This window comes from uncultured Rothia sp. (genome assembly GCF_916049665.1).
GTDB lineage: Bacteria > Actinomycetota > Actinomycetes > Actinomycetales > Micrococcaceae > Rothia.
In genome coordinates, this window is the sequence record NZ_CAJZIE010000013.1 from 1 (window position 1) to 24990 (window position 24990).

Annotated in this window: 16 protein-coding genes and 1 riboswitch; of the genes, 9 read left to right on the forward strand and 7 right to left on the reverse strand. The window is 61.6% G+C overall.

Annotation, left to right across the window (positions count from 1 at the left end; translation table 11 throughout):
• Nucleotides 1-91: 91 nt before the first annotated feature.
• Entirely contained in the window at nt 92-733 is a 642-nt protein-coding gene (gene coaE, locus QZ540_RS02280) for a dephospho-CoA kinase (protein WP_294627412.1), read from the reverse strand.
• Nucleotides 734-792: 59 nt separating this feature from the next.
• On the opposite strand from coaE, the gene QZ540_RS02285 reads away from it, so the two are divergent.
• The 4 genes from QZ540_RS02285 (at nt 793) to QZ540_RS02300 (ending at nt 6270) form a co-directional block, all read left to right on the forward strand.
• Nucleotides 793-1479, forward strand: coding sequence for a YigZ family protein (locus tag QZ540_RS02285; protein ID WP_294627414.1), 687 nt, complete (start codon nt 793-795; stop codon nt 1477-1479).
• Nucleotides 1480-1688: 209 nt separating this feature from the next.
• The gene (locus QZ540_RS02290; RefSeq protein ID WP_294627416.1) at nt 1689-3005 is read left to right on the forward strand and encodes a 2-oxoglutarate dehydrogenase; all 1317 of its coding nucleotides are present in this window, start codon (nt 1689-1691) and stop codon (nt 3003-3005) included.
• 150 nt (nt 3006-3155) lie between these two features.
• On the forward strand, nt 3156-5324 hold the full coding sequence (uvrB, locus tag QZ540_RS02295; RefSeq protein WP_294627418.1) for an excinuclease ABC subunit UvrB: 2169 nt from the start codon (nt 3156-3158) through the stop codon (nt 5322-5324).
• Nucleotides 5325-5490: 166 nt separating this feature from the next.
• Nucleotides 5491-6270: an ornithinee aminotransferase gene (locus tag QZ540_RS02300; RefSeq protein WP_294627420.1), complete on the forward strand. Its 780-nt coding sequence runs from the start codon at nt 5491-5493 to the stop codon at nt 6268-6270.
• 101 nt (nt 6271-6371) lie between these two features.
• Here QZ540_RS02300 and QZ540_RS02305 read toward each other — a convergent pair whose 3' ends face one another.
• A complete protein-coding gene (locus QZ540_RS02305; protein ID WP_070830695.1) occupies nt 6372-6815 on the reverse strand; it encodes a helix-turn-helix domain-containing protein in 444 nt (147 codons plus the stop codon).
• A gap of 199 nt (nt 6816-7014) precedes the next feature.
• Here QZ540_RS02305 and QZ540_RS02310 point away from each other — a divergent pair, with 199 nt between their 5' ends.
• Nucleotides 7015-7617 carry an NAD(P)-dependent oxidoreductase gene (locus QZ540_RS02310; RefSeq protein ID WP_294627422.1) on the forward strand — a complete coding sequence of 201 codons (603 nt, stop codon included), beginning with the start codon at nt 7015-7017 and terminating at the stop codon, nt 7615-7617.
• Between the two features lie 305 nt (nt 7618-7922).
• Entirely contained in the window at nt 7923-9125 is a 1203-nt protein-coding gene (locus QZ540_RS02315) for a TerC family protein (RefSeq protein ID WP_294627424.1), read from the forward strand.
• A 114-nt stretch (nt 9126-9239) separates the two neighbouring features.
• Here the strand turns inward: QZ540_RS02315 and QZ540_RS02320 are convergent, their stop codons facing one another.
• A complete protein-coding gene (locus QZ540_RS02320) occupies nt 9240-10673 on the reverse strand; it encodes an alpha/beta fold hydrolase (protein ID WP_294627426.1) in 1434 nt (477 codons plus the stop codon).
• 110 nt (nt 10674-10783) lie between these two features.
• On the reverse strand, nt 10784-13384 hold the full coding sequence (locus QZ540_RS02325) for an RNA helicase (protein WP_294627428.1): 2601 nt from the start codon (nt 13382-13384) through the stop codon (nt 10784-10786).
• Between the two features lie 423 nt (nt 13385-13807).
• Here QZ540_RS02325 and QZ540_RS02330 point away from each other — a divergent pair, with 423 nt between their 5' ends.
• The 3 genes from QZ540_RS02330 to QZ540_RS02340 all read left to right on the forward strand — a co-directional run bounded on the left by QZ540_RS02330 (nt 13808) and on the right by QZ540_RS02340 (nt 19604).
• A complete protein-coding gene (locus tag QZ540_RS02330; protein ID WP_294627430.1) occupies nt 13808-15709 on the forward strand; it encodes an ABC transporter ATP-binding protein in 1902 nt (633 codons plus the stop codon).
• A 1-nt stretch (nt 15710) separates the two neighbouring features.
• A complete protein-coding gene (locus QZ540_RS02335) occupies nt 15711-17459 on the forward strand; it encodes an ABC transporter ATP-binding protein (RefSeq protein WP_294627432.1) in 1749 nt (582 codons plus the stop codon).
• Nucleotides 17460-17683: 224 nt separating this feature from the next.
• Nucleotides 17684-17873: riboswitch (TPP riboswitch) on the forward strand.
• Nucleotides 17862-19604 (forward strand): bifunctional hydroxymethylpyrimidine kinase/phosphomethylpyrimidine kinase, encoded by a 1743-nt coding sequence (locus QZ540_RS02340; RefSeq protein WP_294627434.1) that lies wholly within the window; start codon nt 17862-17864, stop codon nt 19602-19604. Its footprint overlaps the riboswitch before it by 12 nt.
• Before the next feature lie 435 nt (nt 19605-20039).
• Here the strand turns inward: QZ540_RS02340 and QZ540_RS02345 are convergent, their stop codons facing one another.
• The 3 genes from QZ540_RS02345 to QZ540_RS02355 form a co-directional block, all read right to left on the reverse strand.
• Nucleotides 20040-20813, reverse strand: a complete 774-nt coding sequence (locus tag QZ540_RS02345) for a slipin family protein (protein ID WP_294627436.1) — start codon at nt 20811-20813, stop codon at nt 20040-20042.
• Between the two features lie 299 nt (nt 20814-21112).
• Nucleotides 21113-21955 (reverse strand): transposase, encoded by an 843-nt coding sequence (locus tag QZ540_RS02350; RefSeq protein WP_070634102.1) that lies wholly within the window; start codon nt 21953-21955, stop codon nt 21113-21115.
• Between the two features lie 2 nt (nt 21956-21957).
• Entirely contained in the window at nt 21958-24375 is a 2418-nt protein-coding gene (locus tag QZ540_RS02355; protein WP_294627439.1) for a nitric-oxide reductase large subunit, read from the reverse strand.
• Between the last annotated feature and the right edge of the window lie 615 nt (nt 24376-24990).

Genomic DNA, 24990 nt, shown 5'->3' on the forward strand with positions numbered 1-24990 from the left:
ATTGCTGTGCTCTGTATTGCTGTGCTCTGTATTGCTGTGCTCTGTATTGCTGTGCTCTGTATTGCTGTGCCCTGTGTTGCTGGGTAGGGTTTTAGGCGGCGGTCATCTGCTCCCAGACGGCGCGCACCTGCTCGGCGGTCTCCTCCAGCGAACCGCCATTATCGATAATCCAGGTGGCTACCGCCTCACGCTGCTCGTCGGTTGCCTGCGCGGCGATGCGGGCGCGCGCATCCTCTTCGCTCATGCCGCGCGAAGAGACCAGGCGTTCTAGGCGGGTCGCCAGGGGAGTGCGCACCACGACCACGCCGTCGAAGGCGGACGGGTCGCCACTCTCCACGAGTAGCGGAATGTCCTCCAGAATAATGCCGCTGAACCCGGGGTCGGACTGTGCCCGCTCCACCAGCTGTGCGGCACGCTCACGGATGGCCGGATGCACAATCGCGTTCAGACGCAGGCGCGCCTGCTCATCATTGAACACGATACGCGCCAGGGCGGGGCGGTTGAGGCGGTCGTCCTCATTCAGCAGGTGCTCGCCGAACTCCGCGACCGTGCGGGCGAGAACCGCCTCGCCGGGCTCCATGAGGGAGCGGGAGATAGCGTCCGCATCCACCAGGAACGCGCCCTGCTCAACGAACAGGGCGGCGATGGTGCTCTTGCCGCTGCCGATACCGCCGGTGAGGGCGTAACGGCGCACGGGCTTAGCCGAAGAGTCGGGTGAGGAGTGCTTGGACATGGAACGGTGCTCCTGACGGGCTGTGCCACAATAGATAGGTACTGATTAGAGGAGGACACATGCAGGAAGAAACTCGCGCCAACCGCTACCTTGTGCCGCGCGGCGATGAGCCCTATGAGAGCCTCCTCGAAATTAAGCGTAGCGAATTTATTGGTCACATCAAGCGCGTGAGCACCGTCGAGGAGGCGCGCGCCTACATTGAGTCGGTGCGCAAGACCTACCACGATGCCCGCCACGTGTGCTCGGCGTTCATTATTGGTGCCGACCGCGATATTCAGCGTTCCTCCGATGATGGTGAGCCCGCCGGTACCGCGGGTGTGCCGATGATGCAGGCGCTGCTGGCGCGTCAGACCCGCGAGGACGGCACCACGGATTTGTCGGATGTGGTTGCCGTGGTTGTGCGCTATTTCGGTGGCATTAAGCTCGGCGCGGGCGGTCTGGTGCGTGCCTACACAGATTCGGTGGTGCAGACCCTGGACTCGGCCCAGTTCGATTCACGTGAGCGTCTGCGCGTGGGTCAGGTGCCCAGTTCGCACGCCGATGCGGGCCGCCTGGAGAATGAGATTCGCGCCGCCGGTCTGAACGTTTTGGGTACCGAGTACGGTGCGGAGGGCGCCACGATTTCCCTGGGTATGTTTGACCGCCCGGAGGAGTTGGCGCGTGCCGAGGAGCTGGTGGTGAGCCTGAGTTCCGGCGCGGCGAGCGTGACCTGGGGTGACACGCAGTGGGTGGATTTGCCGGTCTAGGTTACCGGCCTCTAGATTCCCGGTCTTAGATTTCCGCTCCCAGAATTCCTCCTAGGTTTCCTAGCTAAAGCGCCTGCGTAAAGCTCTCAAAGCCTAAAAGATAGTCCAACCTTAGTTAATAGTTACTTGAACCCTAGTAATTGACTGTTTTTGTTGCTAGGGTAGAAGGAGTGTCAAAAAGCTTATCCAATATCTGAGGTCGTGAAAACGTGACGCAGCCGGGAACCTACCGAGAACAAGCAGGCAAAAACTCATCAGAGCAGTCCGCGGGCAGCCGCGGCGGCACCGCAACCCTCAACCGCCAGGGAGCGCGCCTCCCCACGAGGGGCACCGTCGAGCAGCTTGAACCCGCCACCGTCGCCCAGCTGCTTAACGCCTATCGCCAGCAGAACCTCGGCACCCTACTGAGCGTGCTCACGCAGCGTCCGGCAGAATTTGCTCGCCAGCTTGGCAGGCTCTGCCGCGTCTTCCCCGAACATGTTCACGCTATCGCCCAGGCGTTCGGCGCCGTGGGTCGTGCCCTGCCCATTGACGAGCTGGTGCGCCTGCACAACCGCTACTCTAACGCCGCCCGCGGAGTTGGCGAACACCTCAGCCTGGACAACTCCGGTGTGGCGCACATGGTTCAGAGCCCAGCACTGAGCCGTGAAGGTGCGGGCCACCTGCTCATGGCGATTGAACTCTGCCTCGCCGGCAGGATGCGCGGGCTCACCATCGCCATGCCCGCCACCGAGGCATTCACTCCGGCTGAGCAGGCGCCGAGCCTCGGGTCCTGCAACCCCGCCCTGGACGGTGCCCTCAATGCTTTTGAACCGGCAGGCTGGGAGCCGTTCCCCCTGGATGGCAGCGAAGTGCTGCTCGCGACCGGTGTGCGCGATGTACCCGACGGCTATGAGCTGTCCCTCTGGCTGCTCGATGACGACTATCAGTGCCGCGCCCGCATTGAGCGAGGCGCCCCGCAGGTGTGCGTGGCAAGCTTCTACGATGAAGAAGTCATCACCCGAACCGTGGAAGAAACCGGGTCGGGTGAGGCCGGTCTGGTTGAGAACTACCGCGTGGAGGAATACGCGGAACTGGACTTCCTCAACGCCATGGACCGGCAGGTACGCTACGTGGCGGTCACCGCCGCGGTGGGGGAGCCGCTGCTGTCTGTACTGAACGAGAAGAGCGCGGTGCCGAATAGTATTCCCGACCCTGCTGCTTTTGCGAACGGTGCGGGCGCCTCCCGGTTTGCGAGGAGTGCCCGCCCGGATATCCGCACCGCTGCCGTGGTCGGTAAGGGCCTGCGCACCGTCAATCACCGCGGCATGCTGCCGGTGTTGGGCGTGCCGAACCGCACCGTGTGCGCGGTGATTGACCTGTATAAGCAGCGCATTTGCGTGCCGGGTGTGGGTATTCCGCGCGGGCTGAGCGTGGAGGATGAAGAGCGCACCATGCAGCTGATTTTGAGCGCCCTGAACGGGTACCTTCCGCTAACGAACCGGGCGCTGATGAGCCTCGCCGGAGCCACCGTGGAGGTGCGCTAAATCCTTACCTGCGAGGTGCCCCACTGGTATGTGGTCACCGGTGGGGCAGGGGGTATCGTAGCGAGTGCATTGCGCGTGATTATATTGCGCCAGCAGAAAAGGGCGACCAATCCGGGGGCGTATGGGGCGGCTTTCCCCTAGGATGGATACATGAGTTACGCACCCGAAATTAACCGCATCGTCGCCCCCTTTGAGGTAGTCAGCCCCTTCCAGCCTGCCGGCGACCAGCCGAAGGCTATCGCCGAGCTTACCGAGCGCGTACAGAACGGTGAGAAGGACATTGTGCTGATGGGCGCTACCGGTACCGGTAAGTCCGCGACCGCAGCCTGGCTGATTGAGGCGGTGCAGCGTCCGACTCTGGTGCTCGTGCAGAACAAGACTCTGGCGGCGCAGCTGGCGAATGAGCTGCGTGAGCTGCTGCCGAATAACACGGTGGAGTACTTCGTCTCCTACTACGACTACTACCAGCCTGAGGCGTACGTGCCGCAGACCGATACCTTCATTGAGAAGGACTCCTCCATCAACGAGGAGGTGGAGCGTCTGCGCCACTCGGCGACGAACTCCCTGCTGACTCGCCGTGACGTGGTGGTGGTTGCGACCGTGTCCTGCATTTACGGCCTGGGTACGCCCGAAGAGTACATTGAGCAGATGGTGACTCTGCGTCGCGGTGAGGAGATTGACCGCGATGAGCTGCTGCGCCAGTTTGTGGCGATGCAGTACGCGCGTAATGACATGGACTTTCACCGCGGTACGTTCCGTGTGCGCGGCGATACCGTCGAAATCATCCCCATGTACGAGGAGAACGCGATCCGCATCGAGTTCTTCGGTGATGAGATTGAGGCGATTTACACCCTGCACCCGCTGACCGGCGAGGTGATTCGCGAGGAAGAAGAGATGTACGTCTTCCCCGCAAGCCACTATGTTGCTGGCCCGGAGCGTATGGCTAAGGCTATTACCTCCATCGAGGATGAACTGCGCGAGCGCCTGCAGACCCTCGAATCCCAGGGCAAGCTGCTGGAGGCGCAGCGCCTGCGTATGCGCACCACTTACGACCTGGAAATGATGGAGCAGATGGGCTTCTGCAATGGCATTGAGAACTACTCGCGCCATATTGACGGTCGTGCTCCCGGTAGCGCCCCGAACTGTCTGCTGGATTATTTCCCGGATGATTTCCTGCTGATTATTGACGAGTCGCACGTGACGGTTCCGCAGATTGGCGCCATGTATGAGGGCGATATGTCCCGTAAGCGCACCCTGGTGGAGCACGGCTTCCGCCTGCCCTCGGCGATGGATAACCGCCCGCTGAAGTGGGAGGAGTTCCTGGAACGTATCGGTCAGACCATCTACCTGTCGGCAACCCCCGGCAAGTATGAGCTGTCGCAGGCTGATGGTTATGTGGAGCAGATTATTCGCCCGACCGGCCTGATTGACCCGGAGATTGTGGTCAAGCCGACCAAGGGCCAGATTGATGACCTGCTCGAGGAGATTCGCGTGCGCGTGGAGCGTGACGAGCGTGTGCTGGTCACGACCCTCACCAAGCGCATGGCGGAGGATTTGACCGAGTACCTGCTGCAGCACGGCGTGAAGGTGCAGTACCTGCACTCTGACGTTGACACCCTGCGCCGCGTGGAGCTTCTGCGTGAGTTGCGCCTGGGCACCTTCGATGTGCTGGTCGGCATTAACCTGCTGCGTGAGGGCCTGGACCTGCCCGAAGTCTCGCTGGTTGCGATTCTGGATGCCGATAAGGAAGGCTTCCTGCGTTCGACCACCTCGCTGATTCAGACCATTGGCCGCGCGGCGCGTAACGTGTCCGGTCAGGTGCACATGTACGCCGATAAGATTACGGACTCGATGCGCGTGGCGATTGATGAGACGAACCGCCGCCGCGAGATTCAGCAGGCGTACAACCGCGAGCACGGCATTGACCCGCAGCCGCTGCGCAAGAAGATTGCCGATATTACGGATGTGCTCGCCCGCGAGGAAGAGGACACCCGCGAGCTTCTGCAGCAGCGTAAGAGCGGCAAGAAGGGTGCCCGTACGGTGAGTGCGGGTGCGAAGACCGGTTCTGCGACCTCCTCGAAGATTGCCACGAGCACCCCGGAGTCGGAGGAGCTTCTCGCCCGTGCGGAGGCGCGTGTTCGCGCTGACGGCCTGGCGGCGGCACCTGCCGAGGACCTGCTGGATTTGATTGAGCAGATGAACGAGCAGATGCGCGTGGCGGCGGAGAACCTGCAGTTTGAGTTGGCGGCGCGTCTGCGTGATGAGCTTGCCGATTTGAAGAAGGAGCTACGCCTGATGAAGGAGGCGGGTCACGCCTAAACCCGGTGTTCTAAGCCCGGCGTTTAGGGGTCCGACGTGGGTTTTTCGCCATGAGATAATTCATTGCTCATGAACTTCTACTGAGTGCAGATACATGCTGTACACTATCAAGGTGTTTTACGTGTCAAATAACACCTCGATGCTTCCGAGCAATAAAGAAAAATCTGTGACTATTTCAAATAACTCTTCAGACGCACACGCTACGGGAGCTCGTTCCGTTACCCGCCGCAATCTCACCCGCGGCGCGCTTTGGGCTGTGCCCGCTATTGCCGCCTCCACTGCGGTGCCCGCATTCGCTGCTTCGGCTGATGACTGCAAGGAGGTCAAGGGCCCGGACTTTACCCAGGTCGGCGGCTGGATGATTACCAACCCCGCCAGTGGTGCCCTGCAGTCGCGCACCAAGAACAAGCCCGTGACTGCGCCGGAGACCGGCCAGGCGTGGTGGTCCATGGAGAATGCAACCTCCCCGAACCCCGCGACGATTCGCCTCATGTCCGTGTACGAGGCGACTCACGGCACCGAGGGTGACCTCAACCTGAACTGTGGCGAGTTCGTGATGACCTACAACGTTTCCGCCCTGGAGGCGACGACCGGCACCACGCACCTGCACCCGTCCATGGACATTTACCTCTTCTCACCCGAGGGTGAAATCATTGACCGTCAGGTCTTCACGACTGACCCGACCGGCAAGGCAACCGTCATGACCCGTAACGGTAAGACTCAGACCGTTCAGGGTCAGGTCATTCCGTTTGCGTCGAGTGTGAATGACCGGGCGACCGGCGTCTCTGCGCGTTTTGCGTTGCGCGGCGATAAGCTCATGGAAGGCATGTACCAGTTCGAGGTGGTTATTACCGTGCCGACGATTCGTGAGAACGGCAAGCTGGATACGAGCAAGCAGGTGAACGCGATTGCGTTTACCCCGCCGACCTTCAACATGGTTTCCTAAACAGCTGTCTTAACTGAATAAAGAAGTAGCCCTCCCGGTATGTACTCATAAGTACTCACCGGGAGGGCTACTTTTATGTGGGCTAGGAGCGGCACGCTGCGCTATAGCTCGCTGTTCTCTAGTTCGGCGGCGTCGTAGCGCTCGCGGGCTTCGAGTACCGCGTGCATATTGTCCTGTGCCCAGTGGCGCAGGGCGGTCATCGGCTCAATGAGGGTCGTACCGAGTGCGGTCAGTTCGTAGTCCACGCGCGGCGGGATGGATGCGGTGACCCGGCGCTCCACCAGGCCGTCGCGTTCCATGGAGCGCAGGGTCTGGGTGAGGACCTTGGGGGAGACGCCCTGAATCATTGCCTTGAGCTCACCGAAGCGGGCGATGGGCTGCTCGGAGAGTGCCGCAACAATGAACGGGGTCCACCGGTCGGTGAGGTGGCGCATGACGGTGCGGGAGGGACAGACGCTGGCGAGAATATTGGCGGGTAGGTCGTCCTGCGGGGTGCGGGTGGTTTCTGCGGTTTCGCGTGCGGGGGAGGTGAGCGTGGTGGTCATAGCTGCTGTCTTCTCTGTCCGTTGAGGGGCTGTTTTGCTGTTTTATGGGGGTGGTGAGGGGGGCGAAAAATATTTTTAAATATTTTTTCGAAGACCCTAATAGTTACCTTGAGGTACCCAGTTTCTAATAGATACTATAAAACCATCAAGCGGAACACCGCAAGAAAAACAGCAGAAACCACTCCGAAAGGAACCCCTCATGAACATCGCAATCATCGGCGCAACCGGCATGGTCGGCGCACGCACCGCAGCAGAAGCAATCTCCCGCGGCCATCGGGTCGACGCCTACACCCGCTCCGGCAAGGCACCCGAAGGCGCTACCGCCCACAGCATCGACCTGGCAGACACCGCGGCACTGGTCGATGTCGTCAACAACCACGACGTCACCATCGTCGCCGTCTCGGCAGGTCGCGGCACCTCCGCGCAGCCGGTCATTGACGCGCACCGCGCACTGATCGCGGCAGCACCTACCGGTCGTCTGCTGGTCGTCGGCGGCGCCGGCTCCCTCGAGGACGGCAACGGCAACCGTTTCGTTGACGGCGAAGGCTTCCCCGAAGAGTACAAGCCCGAGGCACAGGCGTTCTCCCAGATTCTCGACGACTACCGCGCATCCGAGGGTCTGAATTGGACCATGCTCTCCCCGGCGTTCGACATTGCACCGGGTGAGCGCACCGGCAAGTACAACACCGCACTGGACACCCCCGCAGGTGCTTCCATTAGCGCCGAGGACTTTGCGGTCGCCCTGATTGACGAGGCGGAAGAGCCCAAGCACGCGGGCCGCCGCTTCACTGTCGCTAACTAATCAGCGCTAACTAGCAAGCCCTTTCTTCACACCAGAACGCCGCATCCGACAGATTCACCCTGCCAGATGCGGCGTTTTCGTGCCCGCTACTCTTGAAAGTCTTCCTAAAAACCCTCCCGGAGGGGCTCCTGTGCGAAAACCTCAACCTGCTGTATAATCGTTCACCGAGCAAGGGAGTATCCCACCAATCGACTCATCGTCAGCACGTTAGCCGAAGGCGTCTAACCGGTGAATCGAGCCGACCTCCATTCAGGTCGGCGGGAGAGACTTGTGGTCCTGTACGCACACCACAAGAAAGGCTCCCCATGGAAGTTACCGGGTTGCAATGGTTGGTTACTATTCTCATCATCGCGGGTCTGTTGGCCTTCGATTTCGTGTTCCACGTCCGTAAGGCGCACGAACCCACCGTTAAGGAAGCGGCCATCTGGTCGAGTATTTACATCGGCATCGCGCTGCTGTTCGGCCTGTACATTTTCGTGACGAACGGCCCGACCGCCGCCACCGAATTCTACGCAGGCTACATCACCGAAGAAGCTCTCTCGGTCGATAACCTCTTCGTCTTCATGATCATTATGGGCACGTTCCGTGTCGCCCGTGAGAATCAGCAGAAGGTCCTGCTCTTCGGCATCGTCTTCGCGATCCTGGCGCGCGGCACCTTCATCTTCGCCGGCGCAGCGATTATCAACTCCTTCGCCTGGGTGTTCTACATCTTCGGCCTGGTCCTGCTCATGACCGCAGGTAACCTGCTCAAGGACGAACTCACCGAAGGCGACGGTGACGACGAAGCCGACAACATCATGGTCCGCCTCGCCAAGAAGTACCTGAAGACCAGCGACCACTTCGACGGCGACAAGCTCTTCACCATCGAAAACGGCAAGCGCGTCATGACCCCCATGATGCTCGTCATGGTCGCTATCGCGGGCTCCGACCTGCTCTTCGCGCTCGACTCGATCCCCGCGATCTTCGGCCTCACCCAGTCCGTCTACATCGTGTTCACCGCGACCGCGTTCTCCCTCATGGGTCTGCGCCAGCTGTACTTCCTGATTGACGGTCTGCTGGACCGCCTCGTCTACCTCTCCTACGGCCTGGCGACCATCCTCGCGTTCATTGGCGTGAAGCTCATCCTGCACGCAATGCACGAGAACAACCTGCCGTTCATTAACCACGGCGAGCCCGTGCACGTGGTGGAGATTACCACCGAAATGTCGCTACTGGTCATCGTGAGCGTCCTGGTCATTACCGTGCTTGCTTCGCTGCTCAGCCCCAAGGGCCGCGCACTGCAGACCATTCAGCGTGTTCAGGCGCTCTCCGAGAAGTACCTGGCACTGCCCGAGGATGCACCCGCCGCCGAGCGTGCGGACATCACCGCCCGCTGGCAGAAGGAAACCGAGAAGCTCAACGCCATCCCGCAGAAGCTGCGTGATGAGCTAATCGAGAAGGAAGACGAGTACCACGCTCTCGTGGTGCGTGCCCGCACCGCGCAGGATGCGCACGCTTCCTCCAAGTAGTTTGAGCTACTGAGCTTGCACCTCACCAGGCTAAGCGCTAACACGAAAGCCCCTCACACCGGATCAACCGGGGTGAGGGGCTTTAGCTATATCAAAGATATTTTCAGCAAAGAATTACTGGTTGTGAACCTCAGCCAGCATGTTCTTCAGGTGACCCAGAATGGTCAGCGAGTCAGAACCGAAACCGTCGTGGTGGTGGGTCTTCGAGGTCCACACGTGGGTGTTACCAACCCAGCGAGCGGTCTCCATGGAGTGCTCAAAGTCCACGTACACGTCCGGGTTGTATGCCGCAGCCACCACGGGAACCTCGTTCTTGTGCAGCTGTGCGTGGTCGTACAGGCGACCCCAGTCCTTCTTCTCAGCCAGCAGGTTAGCAACCTCAGCCAGCGGACGCAGCGAGGGGTCCTCCTCGTAGTACCAGGGGAAGATGTGCTCGCCGGTGAAGAGCAGACGGTCCGCATCCGGTGCGAACTCGGGGCGGGAAGCCGCCACGCGAGCAGCAGACCAGTTGGTCGGCGCGGGGGAGGGGGACAGCTCGTAGCCGGGGATGCCGGGCAGAACGCCGTCGGAGGGGCCGTCAGCGTAAATGGTCTCGTGCATCAGGGCGTACAGCGGGTTCGCCTGGAAGGTCACCTCAGCACCCATAGCGGTCAGGAACTGATCGGACAGGTGGTCGTTACCCTCAGCAAAAGCGTTCTCCAGGAAGTAGTGCAGGCCGCGCTCACGCCAGCGGCCACCCAGGAAGTGACCAGCCATCTGGAAGCGGTGGTCGGTCAGACGCTCACCGGTGGGCAGGTACTCCTTGTGGGTACGCAGGTGCTCAGCAATGCGGGTAGCGAGCTCGGCGTCCTCGGGGAACCAGCTGTAGTATTCCTCCACGCGCTCCTTCATGCGGTCGAAGGTGTGCTGGTAGACGTTGTCCACGGAGGTACGAATCGGAGCCAGACCCGCGGTGATGCGGCAGTCACGCAACGACTGAGGCGCGAACGACAGGTAAGACAGGGTCAGGAAGCCACCGAAGGACTGACCAATGGTGGACCAGCGCTTGTCGGCACGGTCAGCCAACAGCACCTCGCGGATAGCCTCCGCGTCAGCAATGATGGAGTCCGCACGGAACAGCTCAGTGTACTCAGCCTGAACCTGCGGGTCACCCACAGCGGTGATGGTGCGAGCAGACAGCGGGGAAGACAGGCCGGTACCGCGCTGATCCAGCAGAATCACGCGGTGAGTCTTCGCCAGCTCAGCAATCCAGCCGCCAATGGAACCAGTCTTCGGCGAACCGAAACCGGGGCCACCCTGCAGGTACACAATGTAAGGACGCTTATCAGCCGAAACGGTCAGAGTCTCGTTGGTGTTCACAACCTCGCGGGCAAACACGGTGATGGTCTGGTCCGCGAAACGGGAGGAGAGAGCGGCGTCCTTGCCCTTGGAGAAAATCAGACCGTGGGTCAGGGGAACCTGGAACCAGTGGTCGGTAATCTCGTAGCCGTCGTGCTTGACGACCGAACCCTTGCGGTACTCAACCTTGGGAAGCGAAGAAACGGTCAACGGTGAACCTTCTTTCATTCAAATAGATAGATACTCTGTATTCTAGCCCACTATGGGCAACATCGTGGCAGAGCCCGGGTGAAGTCTCGGGCGAAGTCTTAGGCGGAGTCTTAGAACTCGCCCACGCTCAGAATCTTCAGCACCGGGTAGCCCGCTTCATCGGATGCCGCCAGATCAACCTCGGCACGAATACCGAAGTCAAAGTTATCTTCGGGGTCGGCGAAGCTCTGCTGAACCTTCCACACGCCCGGATGCGCGGCGGTGTCCTCGTCCATGCTGACCAAGCGAGGCGAGCGCGCGTCGGCGTCCGTGTAGATGTCGTCGTAGGTGTCGAAGTAGTCGTCCATGGCGTCCGCCCAGCGGTCGGCGTCCCAGCCGCACCATTCGTCCAGGGCGCCCAGGGCACGGTCGCGTTCGTCGGCGAAGAGCTCCACGCGGCGGAAGAGGGCGTTGCGCACCATCACGCGGAAGGCGCGCAGGTTCTTCGTCACGGCGGGAGGCTCTTCCTCCTCGATGGAGGCGTGCTCGGCGGCAATGGTGGCGGTGTCTTCGCCGGCGGCCAGCTTCTCCCACTCGTCCACCAGGGAGGAGTCGGTCTGGCGTACCAGCTCGCCGAGCCACTCGATGATGTCGTCGAGCTCATCGGTCACGGCGGTATCGGGGATGGTGTGGCGCAGCGCCTTGTACGCGTCGGAAAGGTAGCGCAGGAGTACGCCCTCGGCGCGTTCGAGCGAGTAGTACTGCACGAAGTCGTTGAAGCCCATCGCGCGTTCGTACATGTCGCGCACAATCGACTTGGGGCGCGGCTCAAAACGTGCAACCCACGGGGCGGACTGCTTGTAGGTCGTGTACGCCTGCTCGATGAGCTCCGCCAGCGGCTGCGGGTAGGTGACCTTGTCCAGCTCGTTCATGCGTTCGGTGTAGTCCACACCGTCAGCCTTCAACTGTGCCGACAGCTCGTTCTTCGCCTTGCGTTCCTGCGCGTACAGCACCTGGTTGGGGGAGTCCAGGGTTGCCTCGATGAGGGAGAGCGCATCCAGGGCGTAGCTGGGGGATTCGGGGTCGAGCAGCTCCAGCGCGGCGACCGCAAAAGCGGACAGCGGCTGGTTGAGGGCAAAGTTATCCTGCAGGTCCTCGGTCAGGCGCAGGTAGGAGCCGTGCTCGTCCGGGGTGTTGGTTCGCTCAATCACGCCACCGGTCAGCAGTTCCTTGTAGATGCCGATTGCCTTGCGCAGCAGCTCGCGGCGGCGCGCCGGGCTCTCGTGGTTGTTCTGAATGATGCGGTACGCGGCGATGACCGGGTTCTCCGGGCGGTGCATCAGGTTCAGCAACATCGAATGGGTGATGTCGAAGGAGGAGGTCAGCGGCTCCGGGGCGGCTTCAACCAGCTGGTCGAAGGTCTTCTCGGACCAGCCCACGAAGCCCTCCGGTGCCTTCTTACGCTTGGAGGACAGCGACTGGTTAATGCGCTTGGTATCGTCACCGAACTTCGCCTGAGCCTTGGCAAGCAGGCGCGCGTTCTCAATATCGTGCTCGGGAGCCTGAACCACTACGGTACCGGCGGTATCAAAGCCCGCGCGGCCCGCGCGTCCAGCAATCTGGTGGAACTCGCGGGCACGCAGACGGCGGCTACGGGCACCATCAAACTTGGACAGCGCCGTAATCAGCACGGTACGAATCGGCACGTTAATGCCCACACCCAGGGTGTCGGTACCGCAGATGACCTTGAGCAGACCCTCCTGAGCCAGCTGCTCGACCAGGCGGCGGTACTTGGGCAGCATGCCGGCGTGGTGAATACCGATGCCGGCGCGCACCAGCTTATTCAGCGCCTTACCGAAGCCCGGACCGAAACGGAACTTAGCAATCAGCTCGGCGATGCGTTCCTTCTCTTCCTTCGAGGCAATCGCCACCGAGAGCAGGGCGTTTGCCTGCTCCAGCGCCGCCTTCTGCGAGAAGTGCACAATGTAGACCGGAGTCTGCTTGGTCTGCACGAGCTCCTGCACCGTCTCCTGAACCGGGGTGGTGGAGTAGTAGAAGTGCAGGGGAATGGGGCGCTCAGAATGAGCCACCAGGTCGCTCTCGCGGCCGGTCAGCGCCGTCATCTCCTCCTGGAAGCGGGTCGTATCGCCCAGGGTCGCGCTCATCAGCAGGAACTGCGCCTGCGGAAGCTCCAGCAGGGGAAGCTGCCACGCCCAGCCGCGCTGCGGGTCAGAGTAGAAGTGGAACTCGTCCATGATGACCTGGCAGAGGTCCGCATCCTTACCCTCGCGCAGGGCAATGTTCGCCAGAATCTCCGCGGTGCAGCAGATAATGGGCGCCTCCGTGTTGATGGCGGAGTCGCCGGTAATCATGCCCACATTCTCGGCACCAAAAATATTGATCAGGTCAAAGAACTTCTCAGAGACCAGCGCCTTAATGGGGGCGGTGTAGTAGGAGCGCTGACCGGTCGCCAGGCCCGTAAAATGTGCGGCAACAGCCACGGTGGACTTACCCGAGCCGGTCGGGGTAGCCAGCACCACGTTATGGCCGGCGGCAATGCTCAGGACGGCCTCGTCCTGGGCGGGGTAGAGCGTCATACCGCGGGTCGAAATCCACTCGGTGAACGCCTCGTAAATCTCTTCGGGGGTGAGGGGATTGCCCTTAAAATCGCGTCGATTGTAGTCGCCGGGGTTCTCGCCCAGCGAGGGAGAAAGAAAATTCAAAATACTCATGAGAATTCCAGTCTATCGGGAATAGCGCGGACGCGGGGGCGTTATCGTTACGAGGGAACAAACGGGTACTCGCAGGGTCTTCGTGAGGTGTTCACGGGCGCGCGCGGGGTGATTACGGGGTGTTCACGGGGCGCGGCGCCGCGCTAATGCGCGAATTCCCAAAATTCGTGTAGTGTGGAACAAAGAGCTTTAGGTGCAGTGATGCAAAAACCTGGTGCCCAGAAGGTTGAAGGCACAGGCCTCCACGCCGCATAGATTGCCGCGCAGATGCAGAATCCGCCGATTGATGCCGGACCATACTGTGCGGTCGATACACGCCCCAAAATACGTTGCACACAATAACGACACGCCCCACCTAATACACTCTTAGTGTTGCGTGCCACATTGATAAAGGAATAGGGTAAGAGAAAGGAGAGACGTTGAATGACTGAATACAACGCTGACAAGGCACAAGAAAACGCTGCGCGTGAAGAAGCTGCGCACGAAGAAACCCTGCACAGCAAAACCACGCAGGAAAAAGCCGCTCAGAAAAAAGCCTCGCAGAAAAAATCTGCACAGGAAGTAACCGCTAGCGAACAGCGCAAGGCAGAAGAGGAAGCCCTCAAAAAGCGCCTCGCCCTGCGAGTCACCGCGCCCGGACACAAATACCCCTGGCACCGCTGGGCAATCCCCGTCCTCGGGGAAACCACCGCGGGTATCGGTGCAATCCTGATCCCCGTCATGGTGGGTCAATTCATCAACCAGCACATCGCCGGAAAAGCCCCCGACGCCTGGCCTATGTTCTGGGTGGTCGTTGCATCCATCACCTTCATCGTGATTAACGAGTTCTTCGGCTGGGGCACCTCCATGACCCTCAGCGCGGAACTCGGCCGCGACTGGCGCGCCTACATTAACCGGCTTATGGGACGCACCCGCACAAGCGTTGACGCGGGCGAAGCGGTCACCGTCATGAACAAGGACGTACGACGTGTTACAAACGTCTACTTCTCCCTACCGCTGTTCGTTAACGCCATGATTATCGCGACCCTCGGTGCCGTACAGCTCTGGCTGATTAACCCCGTCACCGCGGTCGTCACCCTCATTGGCACGCTCATCGTGGTCGGCGTGATTGCCTGGTACTCGACCTTCCTCGAATCGAAGATTGGCGAGTACCGCGAAAAGGACGGCGAGGCCTCCTCACGCGCCTCCGATATTGCCACCGGTTTGCGTACCATCGCCGGCCTCGGCGCCGAAGAGCAGATGCGTGAACGCTACCACCGCGGCACCGACGAAGTTTTCGACAGCTACATGCGCTACGAAAAGACGCACCGCTGGATGTACCTCATCCGCGCGCTACTCGGTGGCGCCGTGACCCTGCTCGGCATCGGCTTCGCCCTCACCGGCCACGTCGAAAACGGCCGCTGGGTCTCCGACACCCCCGCCGCGTCTCTGGTGACCGTCGCCTCCATTATTGCGATGATGGGCGGCCCCATCTGGATTACCCAGAACTTCCTCACCGCCTGGCGTTACGCCAAGATCGCGCTCGCCAAGGTTGCTCGCCTCGAAGGCCACGCGGGCGTACGCCAGGGCGTGTTGAAGAGCCCGCGAACCGACGAAGAAATGGCGCAGCTGGCACGCGCCGAACAGGCAGTCGAGGCAAGCACCCTTGAAGTGCCCGTACCCGTCGCCCCCGCCGGTGCAAGCAACCCGCGCATCGTGTACGTCAACCCGCGCGACTACAACCTCACCGCGCAGGACTACGCCGAGGCGCTCGCCCGCACCCTGCGACGCGGGGGAGAGGACCTCAAGGACGCAACCGGCCGCCGCGTGCTGCTGAGCGAACCCAACCCCATGATTTTCGCCGGAACCCTGCAGGAGCACCTGCGCCTGGGCACCGTGCCGAACCCCGACGAGGAACTGGCACAGGCAAAGGACGAGGAACTGCTGAAGATTACCGACTCCCGCGAAATCGCCTATCGACTGGGCGGACGCAACCCCGAAGACTACTTCGCCGCCCGCATCACCAGTGAAGGCGCGAACCTCTCCGGCGGTCAGCGTCAGCGTCTGGCACTCGCTCGCGCGCTCGCACAGGACGCGCAGGTGCTCATCCTGACCGAGCCGCTGAACTCCGTGGACGAACCCAGCCAGCGCTACATCTACGATGCGATGGAAACCCAGGTCGGTAGCGACCGCCTGCCCGTTGGCTACCCCGGCCTACTGCAGGATTTGGAGCAGGTCTACGTTGTCTCCACGACCGCGGAGACGACCCGCCGCATGGAACGCGACGGCTACCCTGCCGCTAAGGCGGAAACCCCCGCAACCACTCAGAATCAGGAGGTGAACTAGCATGGCAAAGCAGCTCCCCATCGAAAACCCCGCCTACGTGGCACGCCGCATGTGGAACTACCTCGCGGCGCATAAGGGACGAGCCCTCTACACCTTCGTCATCTACATGGTCAGTACCCTCATGGGTGCGGTGGTACCCCTGCAGATTGGTGCCACCGTTGACGACGTGGTGGCGGGTAAGTTCGCCAGCTACCCGTGGCAGCCGATTCTGATTATCCTGGCGGCGGTCATCGTGCAGGCGATAACCCTCATGGTCTCCTCGTACAGCGCGGCCCGACTGGGCGCGCTCGTCACCCGTGACGCCAACCAGGACACTCTCGACGGTACCCTCGACCTGGACGCACGCACCGTGGAAGAAGCCGGTAGTGGCGACCTGCTCACCCGCGTGACCGACGACCTGTCCTCGGCGGCTAAGTCCGTCAGTGAGGATTTGCTCGGCGCAATTTACGTGGTGCTGTACTTCATTATCTCCACCATCTCCCTGGCGGTTGTGAGCCCCGCAATGGGCCTGATTATGCTGCCCATGATTGCCGGTCTTGCCCTCATCATGTCGAAGATGCTGCCGCTCATGGCGGCACGCAACCAGACCGCCCAGGAGCGCGTGAGCGACCTCAACAGCGTGCTGACCGAGAATATCCGCGGCACCTCCACGATTCGCGAGCTGGGCGTTCACACCGCCCGCGAAGACGCCTTCGCCGGTGAGAACAAGCGCCAGTTCGCCGCACAGCTGGGCATGGTGCGCATCCGCCAGCTGTACTTCACCGTGGACGCCATCAACGCCTGGATCCCCACGATTCTGTGCATGCTCTGGGGCGCCGCCTGCGTGGCTATTGGCTGGGCTTCCTGGGGCGCCGTAGCGACCGCCTCGGTCATGGTTTTCAGCCTGCGAACCCTCGCCGACATGCTGAACCACCACGTGAGCAGCCTGCGCATCATGCTCGTGAACATGGGCCGCGTGTTCGGTGTGGTGTCCCTGGCGAAGAAGCAGCGTGAGGAGCGTGCACAGCACCGCGCTGAAGCGTTCGCCGCCGTCTCGGATGAAGAGGTGAAGGACCCGCAGTACGCCATTGAGTGCATCGATGTTTCCTACGGCTACTCGCCCGATGCCCTCGTTCTGGAAGGCATCAACCTGAAGATTCGCCGCGGCGAAGCGCTCGCCCTGGTGGGTCGTTCCGGTTCGGGTAAGACCACCCTGGCGCGTCTGATTGGTGGTTCGCTGACCGCCCTGGAGGGCACCATCACCGTGATGGGCCGCCCGGTCGGTCACGGCGACTTCCCGACCGATGCCGCCGCCGACGGCCGCCCGCGCCTGCTGGTCTGCACCCAGGAAGCGCACGTCTTCTTCGGTACCCTCGCCGATAACTTCACGGTGGTTGTGCCGGATGCAACCGTCGAGCAGATGGGTGAGGCACTGGACGCTGTCGGCGCCCGCTGGTGGCGTGACCTGCCGCAGGGCATGGACACCGTCGTCAGCGGCGCGGATTCGCCTCTGACCCGCGACCAGATTCAGCAGCTGGCCCTGGCGCGTATTGTGCTTGCTGACCCGCACGCCGTGATTCTGGACGAGTCCACCACCCAGCTGGAACTCGCGGACGCAACCGAGTCCCTGCGCGCCGTGCTGGCGAACCGTGCGGTGCTGATTATTTCGCACGATGCGCGCATCGCCTCGCTGGCTGACCGCGCGGTCCTGCTGCACGAGGGCAGGATTATTGCGGAGGGCTCCCCAGCGGAGATTTTCGCCCTGACCTAACCGGCAGCATATATTCCCGGAAGATAGTGCCCGGCACCGTGTGAAGCGGTGCCGGGCACACTCGTTTAATGGGTGGCTTGAGGCGGTGGCTGGGGGAGTGATTGGTACTGGGGTGATGTGTGGATGGGGTGCGTTGTGAAGAGCCTCCGCAAACGAAAATTTCGGAGAGATTATCTTGTTTCTGACAAAACGTGCAGTTACTGATAATCATTGTGATAACCTGGCAGAGCGATATGGGGTGCCTTGAGACGCCTGCTCCCAACCCGCTGACCCACCCAAAGACGGGCAACCAAAACAGCGGGGGCACGGAACAGCAGGCGCGCGAGACAGCGTACAAACACTCAAAGCTGAGAAAAACACCCATTGAACCTGCTCTAGTTCGAACTAGCGAAGGGATTATCGATGAAGGCAGAGCAGCCTAGCGCGCCCACGTGCGCATCCACCTCTAACCCTGTACCTAGCGCGAGCGTTCCCGGAAACCCCCGGGCGCCTCAGACCGCTCGGGTGCCGAGGGTCCTCTCTATTGCGGGAACCGACCCCTCCGGCGGTGCGGGCATCCAGGCGGACCTCAAGTCCATTACCGCATCCGGCGGTTACGGCATGTGCGTGACCACCTCACTGGTCGCCCAGAACACCTGCGGGGTTCGTGAAGTATTCACCCCGCCCCTGGAATTTTTGACCGCTCAGCTTGCCGCCGTTTTTGATGACGTCACGGTGGACGCAGTAAAAATCGGCATGCTCGGCGACGCGGACACAATCCGCACCGTCCGCACCTGGTTGAGCGAGCACCCCGTGCCCGTGGTTGTGCTCGACCCGGTCATGATTGCCTCCAGCGGTGACCGCCTGCTGCAGGCGGAAGCGGAGCAGGCGCTGCGCGACCTCGTGCCGCTCGTGGACGTGATTACCCCGAACATTCCGGAGCTTGCTGTGCTCTGCGAGAAAGAGCCCGCTCAGACCTTTGATGAGGCGCACGAGCAGGCGGCGAACCTCGCGGCGGCGACCGGAACCACCGTCATTGTGAAGGGCGGCCACCTGTGCGGTCAGGACGCCGGCAACACTGCGGTCTTCCCGGACGGCACCTGCGCGCACGTGCGTACCCCGCGTCTGGAGAGCCGCAATACGCACGGCACCGGATGTTCCCTGTCCTCTTCGCTGGCAACCCGCCTGGGCGTGGAGCTGCTGCAGCACACTGAGGCCGCAGAGCCTGCCGCAGACCAGAAGAACACTCTGACCAGCGACGATACCCACCGCGCCCTGCAGTGGAGCACCCGCTGGCTCCACGAGTCCATTGCCGCAGGTGCCGGTCTGCAGGTCGGCTCCGGTGAGGGCCACGGCCCGGTGGACCACGCCGCCCGCGCCCGCCGTCTGGAGGCTGCCGCCTCCGCCTACCCGTGGCATCACCTGCTCGCCACCACCGACTCTGAGGGCAATGCTCTGGATGGCACCAGCCCGGAGCGTCTGCTGCCGGTCAGCCCCGTGCCCGCCGGTGAAGCCGTCGTCAAGCCCGCAGGCCCCTGGACCGCCGCGCTCTGGGCTGCGGGTGGCGAAACCTGGCACCAGATTCTGGATTTGCCGTTCGTGCGTGCCCTCGGTGACGGAACCCTCGATGAGGACCTGTTCTCCTTCTACCTGGACCAGGACGCCCTCTACCTGCGCGACTATTCGCGTGCGCTCGCGACTCTCTCGGCGCGTGCCGACACCGCTGAGGCGCAGGTGCACTGGGCGGCTGGCGCGCACGAGGCGATTGCCGCCGAATCGCAGCTGCACGAGGGCTGGTTGGCGAACCGTGCACGCCTGGGTGGGCCTTCGCCGATTACCATGGGGTACACGAATTTCCTGCGTGCCTCCGCTGCCGGTGATGACTACGTGGTCGGCGCCGCCGCGATTCTGCCCTGCTACTGGCTCTACGAAGAGGTCGGTGCCGTGCTCTCCTCGCAGAACCACCCGGACCACCCGTACGCTGACTGGTTGAGCCTGTACGGTGGCGAGGAATTCGCGGCGGATGTGGCACGTAGCCTCGCGGAGGTGGAGCGTGCGTTTGAGGCGGCTTCACCGGCTCAGCGTGTGCGTGCGGCGCAGGCGTACCTGTCGGCGTGCGTGTACGAGCGTGAGTTCTTTGACCAGGCTCACCGGGCACTGCGTTAGAGGCTGCGCTAGAGGCTGAGTGGGGTTCGGTTCGCCGGTGCGTTAGGCACCGATTTTTGGGTTGAATACCGCCCCGGCATGGCGTGAGATGGGTGATTGATGCTTCACTCAAACTGCCGCCGGTTCGGGCGCCTTGCCGGTTATGCTTAAGGCGTCGGTGAAAACCGTTTGCGGTAGGATTCCGGCCCTCACCCAACTGGCTGATGTACCTGCCGCGCCCGCACCTCTACGGCGTGTAACCGACCAGTTTGGCCCGTCGCAACCACCTCATCCAACCCCCGCGGCGGGCCAAACGCCTTCCTTCTAGCTTTCGCGAAGAACATTCGGCATAGAAATATCCCGTGCAGATACTCTCATCTGCACGGGATATTTCTATACGCCTAACCGCTGCGAATCAGCCGCCGCGGCTAGTGCGTCAGGGAAGGGGAGAAGCGCCTACTTGCCCTCGCCCTTGAGTGCACCCACGAGGGGGCCAATGACGTCCATGGGCAGCGGGAAGACCACGGTCGAGTTCTGGTCGGCGCCCAGCTCCAGCAGGGTCTGCAGGTAACGCAGCTGCAGGGAGGCGGGGGACTGGCTCAGAATGTCGGATGCTTCCTTCAGCTCGCTCGAAGCCTCCAGCTCACCGCGTGCCGAAATGATCTTTGCGCGGCGCTCACGCTCAGCCTCAGCCTCGCGTGCCATGGCGCGCTGCATAGCCTCGGGAATCTCAACGTCCTTAATTTCGACGAGCTCCACCTGAATACCCCACGGCTCGGTGCGCGAACCGATGATGGAACGCAGGTCCTCGTTCAGGTCCTCGCGGTGTGCGAGCAGGGTGTCCAGGTCAACGCGACCGAGCAGGGAACGCAGGGTGGTCTGCGCGATCTGGCTGGTGGCAATCGGGTAGTTCTCAACCTCAAGCACCGCGTTCTTGGCGTTGGTAACGCGGAAGAGGACCACGGCGTTCACGCGGGCGGGAACGTTGTCCTTGGTGATGACTTCCTGCGGGGGAATGGTCAGGGTGATGACACGCATATCAACGCGCTGCAGGGAGTCGACGAGGGGGAAGACGATGTTCAGGCCGGGCTTCAGTTCCGAGCGCAGGTGACCGAAGCGGAAAGAGATGCCACGCTCGTATTCGGGGATGACGCGGAACATACGAATCAGAATAAAAAGAACAATGACGGCAACTGGGATGAGGATAGTTGCCAAAGTGACGGGATCCATGGTTTTCCTTCACAAGTATTGGGGGAGGACGGTATGTGTGCCCACCTGCCCGCGCCTCGTACGGTTCAGGTAGTAGGGGTGTAGGTAGTGGGTGTTGCCCGGTACCGGGCTGTGTGGGGAGTTTGGGAGGGGAATTTTCCGTCCCGGCGCACGTCGCGGCGGGTCGGCGCCTCGGCGGTACCCCGCATGGAAAACCTCAAAAGAGGAATAAAAGAGAATTCCATGCAGGGTAGCCGCCGAAGCTAACAGACGGGACCAGCCAGCCGGTCAGCCGCCGGAACGGAAAAACTTGTGCAGCGCTACTTCTTCGCCATCTGCTCTGCCAGCTTTTCAGCCGCCTCAACCTCAGCCAGGTTCTGCTCCTGCAGGACCTCATTCGTGGTCTTGTGCAGTCGCTTAACCGAGGTACCGGTACCGCTCCAGGCGGGGCGGTCCGGGTCGAGGGCAGAGGTACGAACCGGCAGGGTCGCATCCGCAATCATCTGCTTGCGGGTCTGCTCGGTACGGCGCTTACGCTCATTCGAAACGCCACCCCACTTCGCCGCGAAACGGTCCATCTTCACGTTCACCGATTCGTCGGCGGTGGATGCGTGAATATGCTTCGGATCGTTCTCGAAGTTCGCGGGGGAACGCATGAGCTTCACAGCCAGCGGGTAGGTCAGCGAGAGGCAGACCACCGCGGCGGCACCCTCCACCAGAAGCTCCAGCGGGGAGTGCCAGACGATGGCGGCACCAATCAGGATGACCACACCCAGCAGCGACACGGCAACCGCCAGTCCACGGTGGAAACGACCCGACTCGGAGTAAGGCCATTCATCCACTTCGCGGGTGAGCTCGCGGCCGTTTGCCGAGACGGTGCAGCTGTCCTTAATCGGGCAGGTGTTGCACACGCTGGGCTTGGCGCGGTAACGCATCACTCGGTTGTCCGAGTCGAATGCGGTCGCCCACAGCCACTGGTCTTCGGGGCAGAGCCACGCGTCGCTCTCTTCGTGGTAGGTGAACCCGAAGGTTCGCGCCGCCACCATGCGCTGGCTGGTGCGCTTGGCGAGAATATCGAAGCCCCAACCCACGGCGACCAGGCCCAGCGCGTACACGCAGGCAAGCCACACGAGGAAAGAAACTCCAGCAATCTGCTCAGGCATGGTTAGCCTCGACGATCGCTACGGTAGGGGCTGGTCTGCTCGGGCAGCTCCTCGGCAGCCTTAGCGCCGGCGAACTCTGCGATGCGAGCATCCTCAACTACCTCGTACAGCGGAGGTTCGGGCAGCTCCAGGACGGTTTCCTTAGCGTTCTTGGAGAAGATCTCCTTGAGAGCCAGCAGCGCCAGCTTGATCAGCGGGATGATGCCGACCAGGAAGATGACGTCACCGGGCATACGCATCCAACCCATCACGGCGGAAGCACCGTCGTGGATGAACGCGAAGGAACGAGCCTCGTAGTAGCCCTCACCAACGGACTTGTACAGCTGAGCGATACCCAGCGGCAGCAGCGAGATGAAGGACATCCACAGCAGACCGATGTTCAGGGTCCAGAAGGAGAACTTCAGACCCTTCTCAGGCCACTTGTCCTCAGGGATCAGGTAGCGCAGACCAAACACCGCGAACGCGATGGCGAGCATACCGTACACACCCATCATGGATGCGTGTGCGTGGTTTGCGGTCAGCGCGGTACCAATCTCGAAGTAGGACACGATCGGCAGGTTGATGAGGAAGCCGAACACGCCCGCGCCGAGGAAGTTCCAGAAGCCCACAGCAATCAGGAACATAACAGCCCAACGGTGCGGGAAAGGCTTGGTGCGGTTGGAGTACTGGCGAGCACCCAGCTGCATGAAGCCCCATGCCTCAACGGTCAGGAAGGTCAGCGGGATAACCTCAGCTGCGGAGAAGAACGCACCGAATGCCATCTGCTCGGAGGGGGTACCGACGAAGTAGGTGTGGTGCAGAGTACCGATCACACCACCGACGGAGTAGAGCACGGCGTCCATCATGATGATGGCGATTGCGATGCGCTCGCGGACCACGCCGAGCAGCACGAAGATGTACGCCACCATCACGGTGGTGAACAGTTCGAGGAAGTCCTCCACCCAGAGGTGAACCACCCAGAAGCGCCAGAATTCGGCGACGGTCACGTGAGTACGCTGACCTGCGAGCAGGCCGACCGCGTAGAACATGGGGATGGCGAGGCCGGAGAAGAGGAACAGCCACGGCAGGGAGGTCTTCTTCGAGCCCTTCAGGCGGGAGGAGAGGGTACGCCAGACGATGACAATCCAGATGAACATACCCGCGGTGAGCAGGATCTGGAAGAATCGCGGCAGGTCCAGGAACTCCCACTGCTGCGAGAAGAAGCCGGTGAGTTCCTTGGGGATGAGGCCCTTCTGAGAGAACCATTCGTTCAGCAGCGAGCCGAGGACCACGAAGACCACGGCGCCGATGAGAACGTAGGTGAGCAGGCCCTGCTTCTTGGGTTCGCGGCGGGTAATGAGCGGGGCAATGAAGATACCGCCCGCCAGGAACGCGCCTGCGGTCCAGAAGAGGGAGAGCTGAAGGTGCCAGGTTCGAGATACCGTGTAGGGCAGCAACTGGCCCATGTCGATACCGAAGAAGCCGGTGAGTTCTTCACGGTAGTGCTCGGTGAGCGCACCCACCAGAGCCTGCAGCAGGAACAGCACCAGGATGGTTGCGAAGAGCAGGCAGGCTGCCTTCTGCGAGGGGGTCAGGCGAACTTCGTCGGGCTGACGGAAGTCGAGGACGGGTGCCTCTTCTGCGTGCCAGCCGATAGCGCGGGACCAGCGGCCGTAGATGGCGAACATCAGACCGGTACCACCGATGAGGGCAATCAGGGAGAGTGCCGACCAGACCATCAGATCCGCGGTGGGCTTGTTGTCCACGTTGGGTTCGGAGGGCCAGTTGTTGGTGTAGGAGTAGGGCTGGTCGGGGCGGTCTGCCGCCGATGCCCATGCGGTCCAGCCGAAGAATGCGACGAGGTCGTGCAGTTCTTCGTCGTTCTTAATGGCGTCGGGGAACAGGCCCTGCGAGGTGTCGCCCTTCATCAGGGTTTCGCGGTAGTGCTTGAGCATGAGCTGGTAGCCCTTGGTCTCACCAGCGGACCAGGTGATGGTCTTAGTCTGCTCGTCGTACTTGTTCTCCTTGCGCCACTCGTTCTTGACGAGTTCGCGGGGGTCCTGCTTGCCCTGTTCACGGTACTCCTTGACGGCAGCATCGGTGGTCAGGCGCAGGTATTCTGCAGTGTAGTCGGGGCCGAGGTAGGCGCCGTGGCCCAGGACGGAGCCGTACTGCTGCAGACCGCGTCCCTGGAAGAGTTCCTGACCGTGCAGGATCTGTTCCTGGGTTGCGATTACTTTGCCGTCATTGCCGACAATTTTGTCGGGTAGCGGCATGGAGAGTGCGTAGGTGCGCATTGCAAGGACTGCCATGATGGTGAAGCCCAGGAGCATCACAAACGCAACAGCCTGTACCCAGCCTTTTCCGGCATAGGCACCGACCGTGTCTGAGCGGCGGGCAATCTTTGCTGCCTCCGCACGCGAGACGGGTTTTGTAGCCATAGTGTATGTCTCCAGTGTGCGTGGAATTTTTAGGTGGAGTGGTTCCGACGCACATCCGCTGGAGGGGCGGCTCACTATGTTCAGGGTGAATCGTCCTTGAGGGAGGTGCGACAGCCCACCCTTGTTTCATTTTTGCATATTAAATGCGTATTTATAAAACCTTGCTGACGTAGCGTCATAATGTGACACGGCTATTTGGCGGGGAAATCTGCAATCACAAGGCGGAAAACCTGAAATATTACGTTGAGGTTGAACTCTTAGCTTCTGTGCTACTTTCCCGCCCGCAACGGGAGAGGAGGTGGTAGGGGGAAAGTCGTGCAGGCTCCCTCAACTGGGGCTTCGGCTCGGGCTCCCGCCGGGGCTCTTGCCGGGCCTCTCGCTGGAATTGTTGGCGGGAGGCGCATCCCAGCATGTGGAAGGGGAGCGCGGCACCTTCCACGTACCTACACTCGTGTGTGGAATAATAAAACCCGACGCTACTAAACACAGTACAAATTTTTGCGGTGCAGATTATTGCAGTACAGATTTTGTGCTCTTTGGCGGCGTATATTCAGAAGGGGTCACTCACCCCGCATCCACGGCGGGTCGCCGCCACAGCCCGCAATCTATCGGCAC

Bases quoted from the DNA above. Each gene is read 5' to 3' on its own strand.
- QZ540_RS02325 (WP_294627428.1), bottom strand. From the start codon at position 13,384: ATGAGTATTTTGAATTTTCTTTCTCCCTCGCTGGGCGAGAACCCCGGC.
- coaE (WP_294627412.1), bottom strand. From the start codon at position 733: ATGTCCAAGCACTCCTCACCCGACTCTTCGGCTAAGCCCGTGCGCCGT.
- QZ540_RS02340 (WP_294627434.1), top strand. From the start codon at position 17,862: ATGAAGGCAGAGCAGCCTAGCGCGCCCACGTGCGCATCCACCTCTAAC.
- QZ540_RS02310 (WP_294627422.1), top strand. From the start codon at position 7,015: ATGAACATCGCAATCATCGGCGCAACCGGCATGGTCGGCGCACGCACC.
- QZ540_RS02315 (WP_294627424.1), top strand. From the start codon at position 7,923: ATGGAAGTTACCGGGTTGCAATGGTTGGTTACTATTCTCATCATCGCG.
- QZ540_RS02350 (WP_070634102.1), bottom strand. From the start codon at position 21,955: ATGCCTGAGCAGATTGCTGGAGTTTCTTTCCTCGTGTGGCTTGCCTGC.
- QZ540_RS02305 (WP_070830695.1), bottom strand. From the start codon at position 6,815: ATGACCACCACGCTCACCTCCCCCGCACGCGAAACCGCAGAAACCACC.
- QZ540_RS02345 (WP_294627436.1), bottom strand. From the start codon at position 20,813: ATGGATCCCGTCACTTTGGCAACTATCCTCATCCCAGTTGCCGTCATT.
- QZ540_RS02330 (WP_294627430.1), top strand. From the start codon at position 13,808: ATGACTGAATACAACGCTGACAAGGCACAAGAAAACGCTGCGCGTGAA.
- uvrB (WP_294627418.1), top strand. From the start codon at position 3,156: ATGAGTTACGCACCCGAAATTAACCGCATCGTCGCCCCCTTTGAGGTA.
- QZ540_RS02335 (WP_294627432.1), top strand. From the start codon at position 15,711: ATGGCAAAGCAGCTCCCCATCGAAAACCCCGCCTACGTGGCACGCCGC.
- QZ540_RS02355 (WP_294627439.1), bottom strand. From the start codon at position 24,375: ATGGCTACAAAACCCGTCTCGCGTGCGGAGGCAGCAAAGATTGCCCGC.
- QZ540_RS02285 (WP_294627414.1), top strand. From the start codon at position 793: ATGCAGGAAGAAACTCGCGCCAACCGCTACCTTGTGCCGCGCGGCGAT.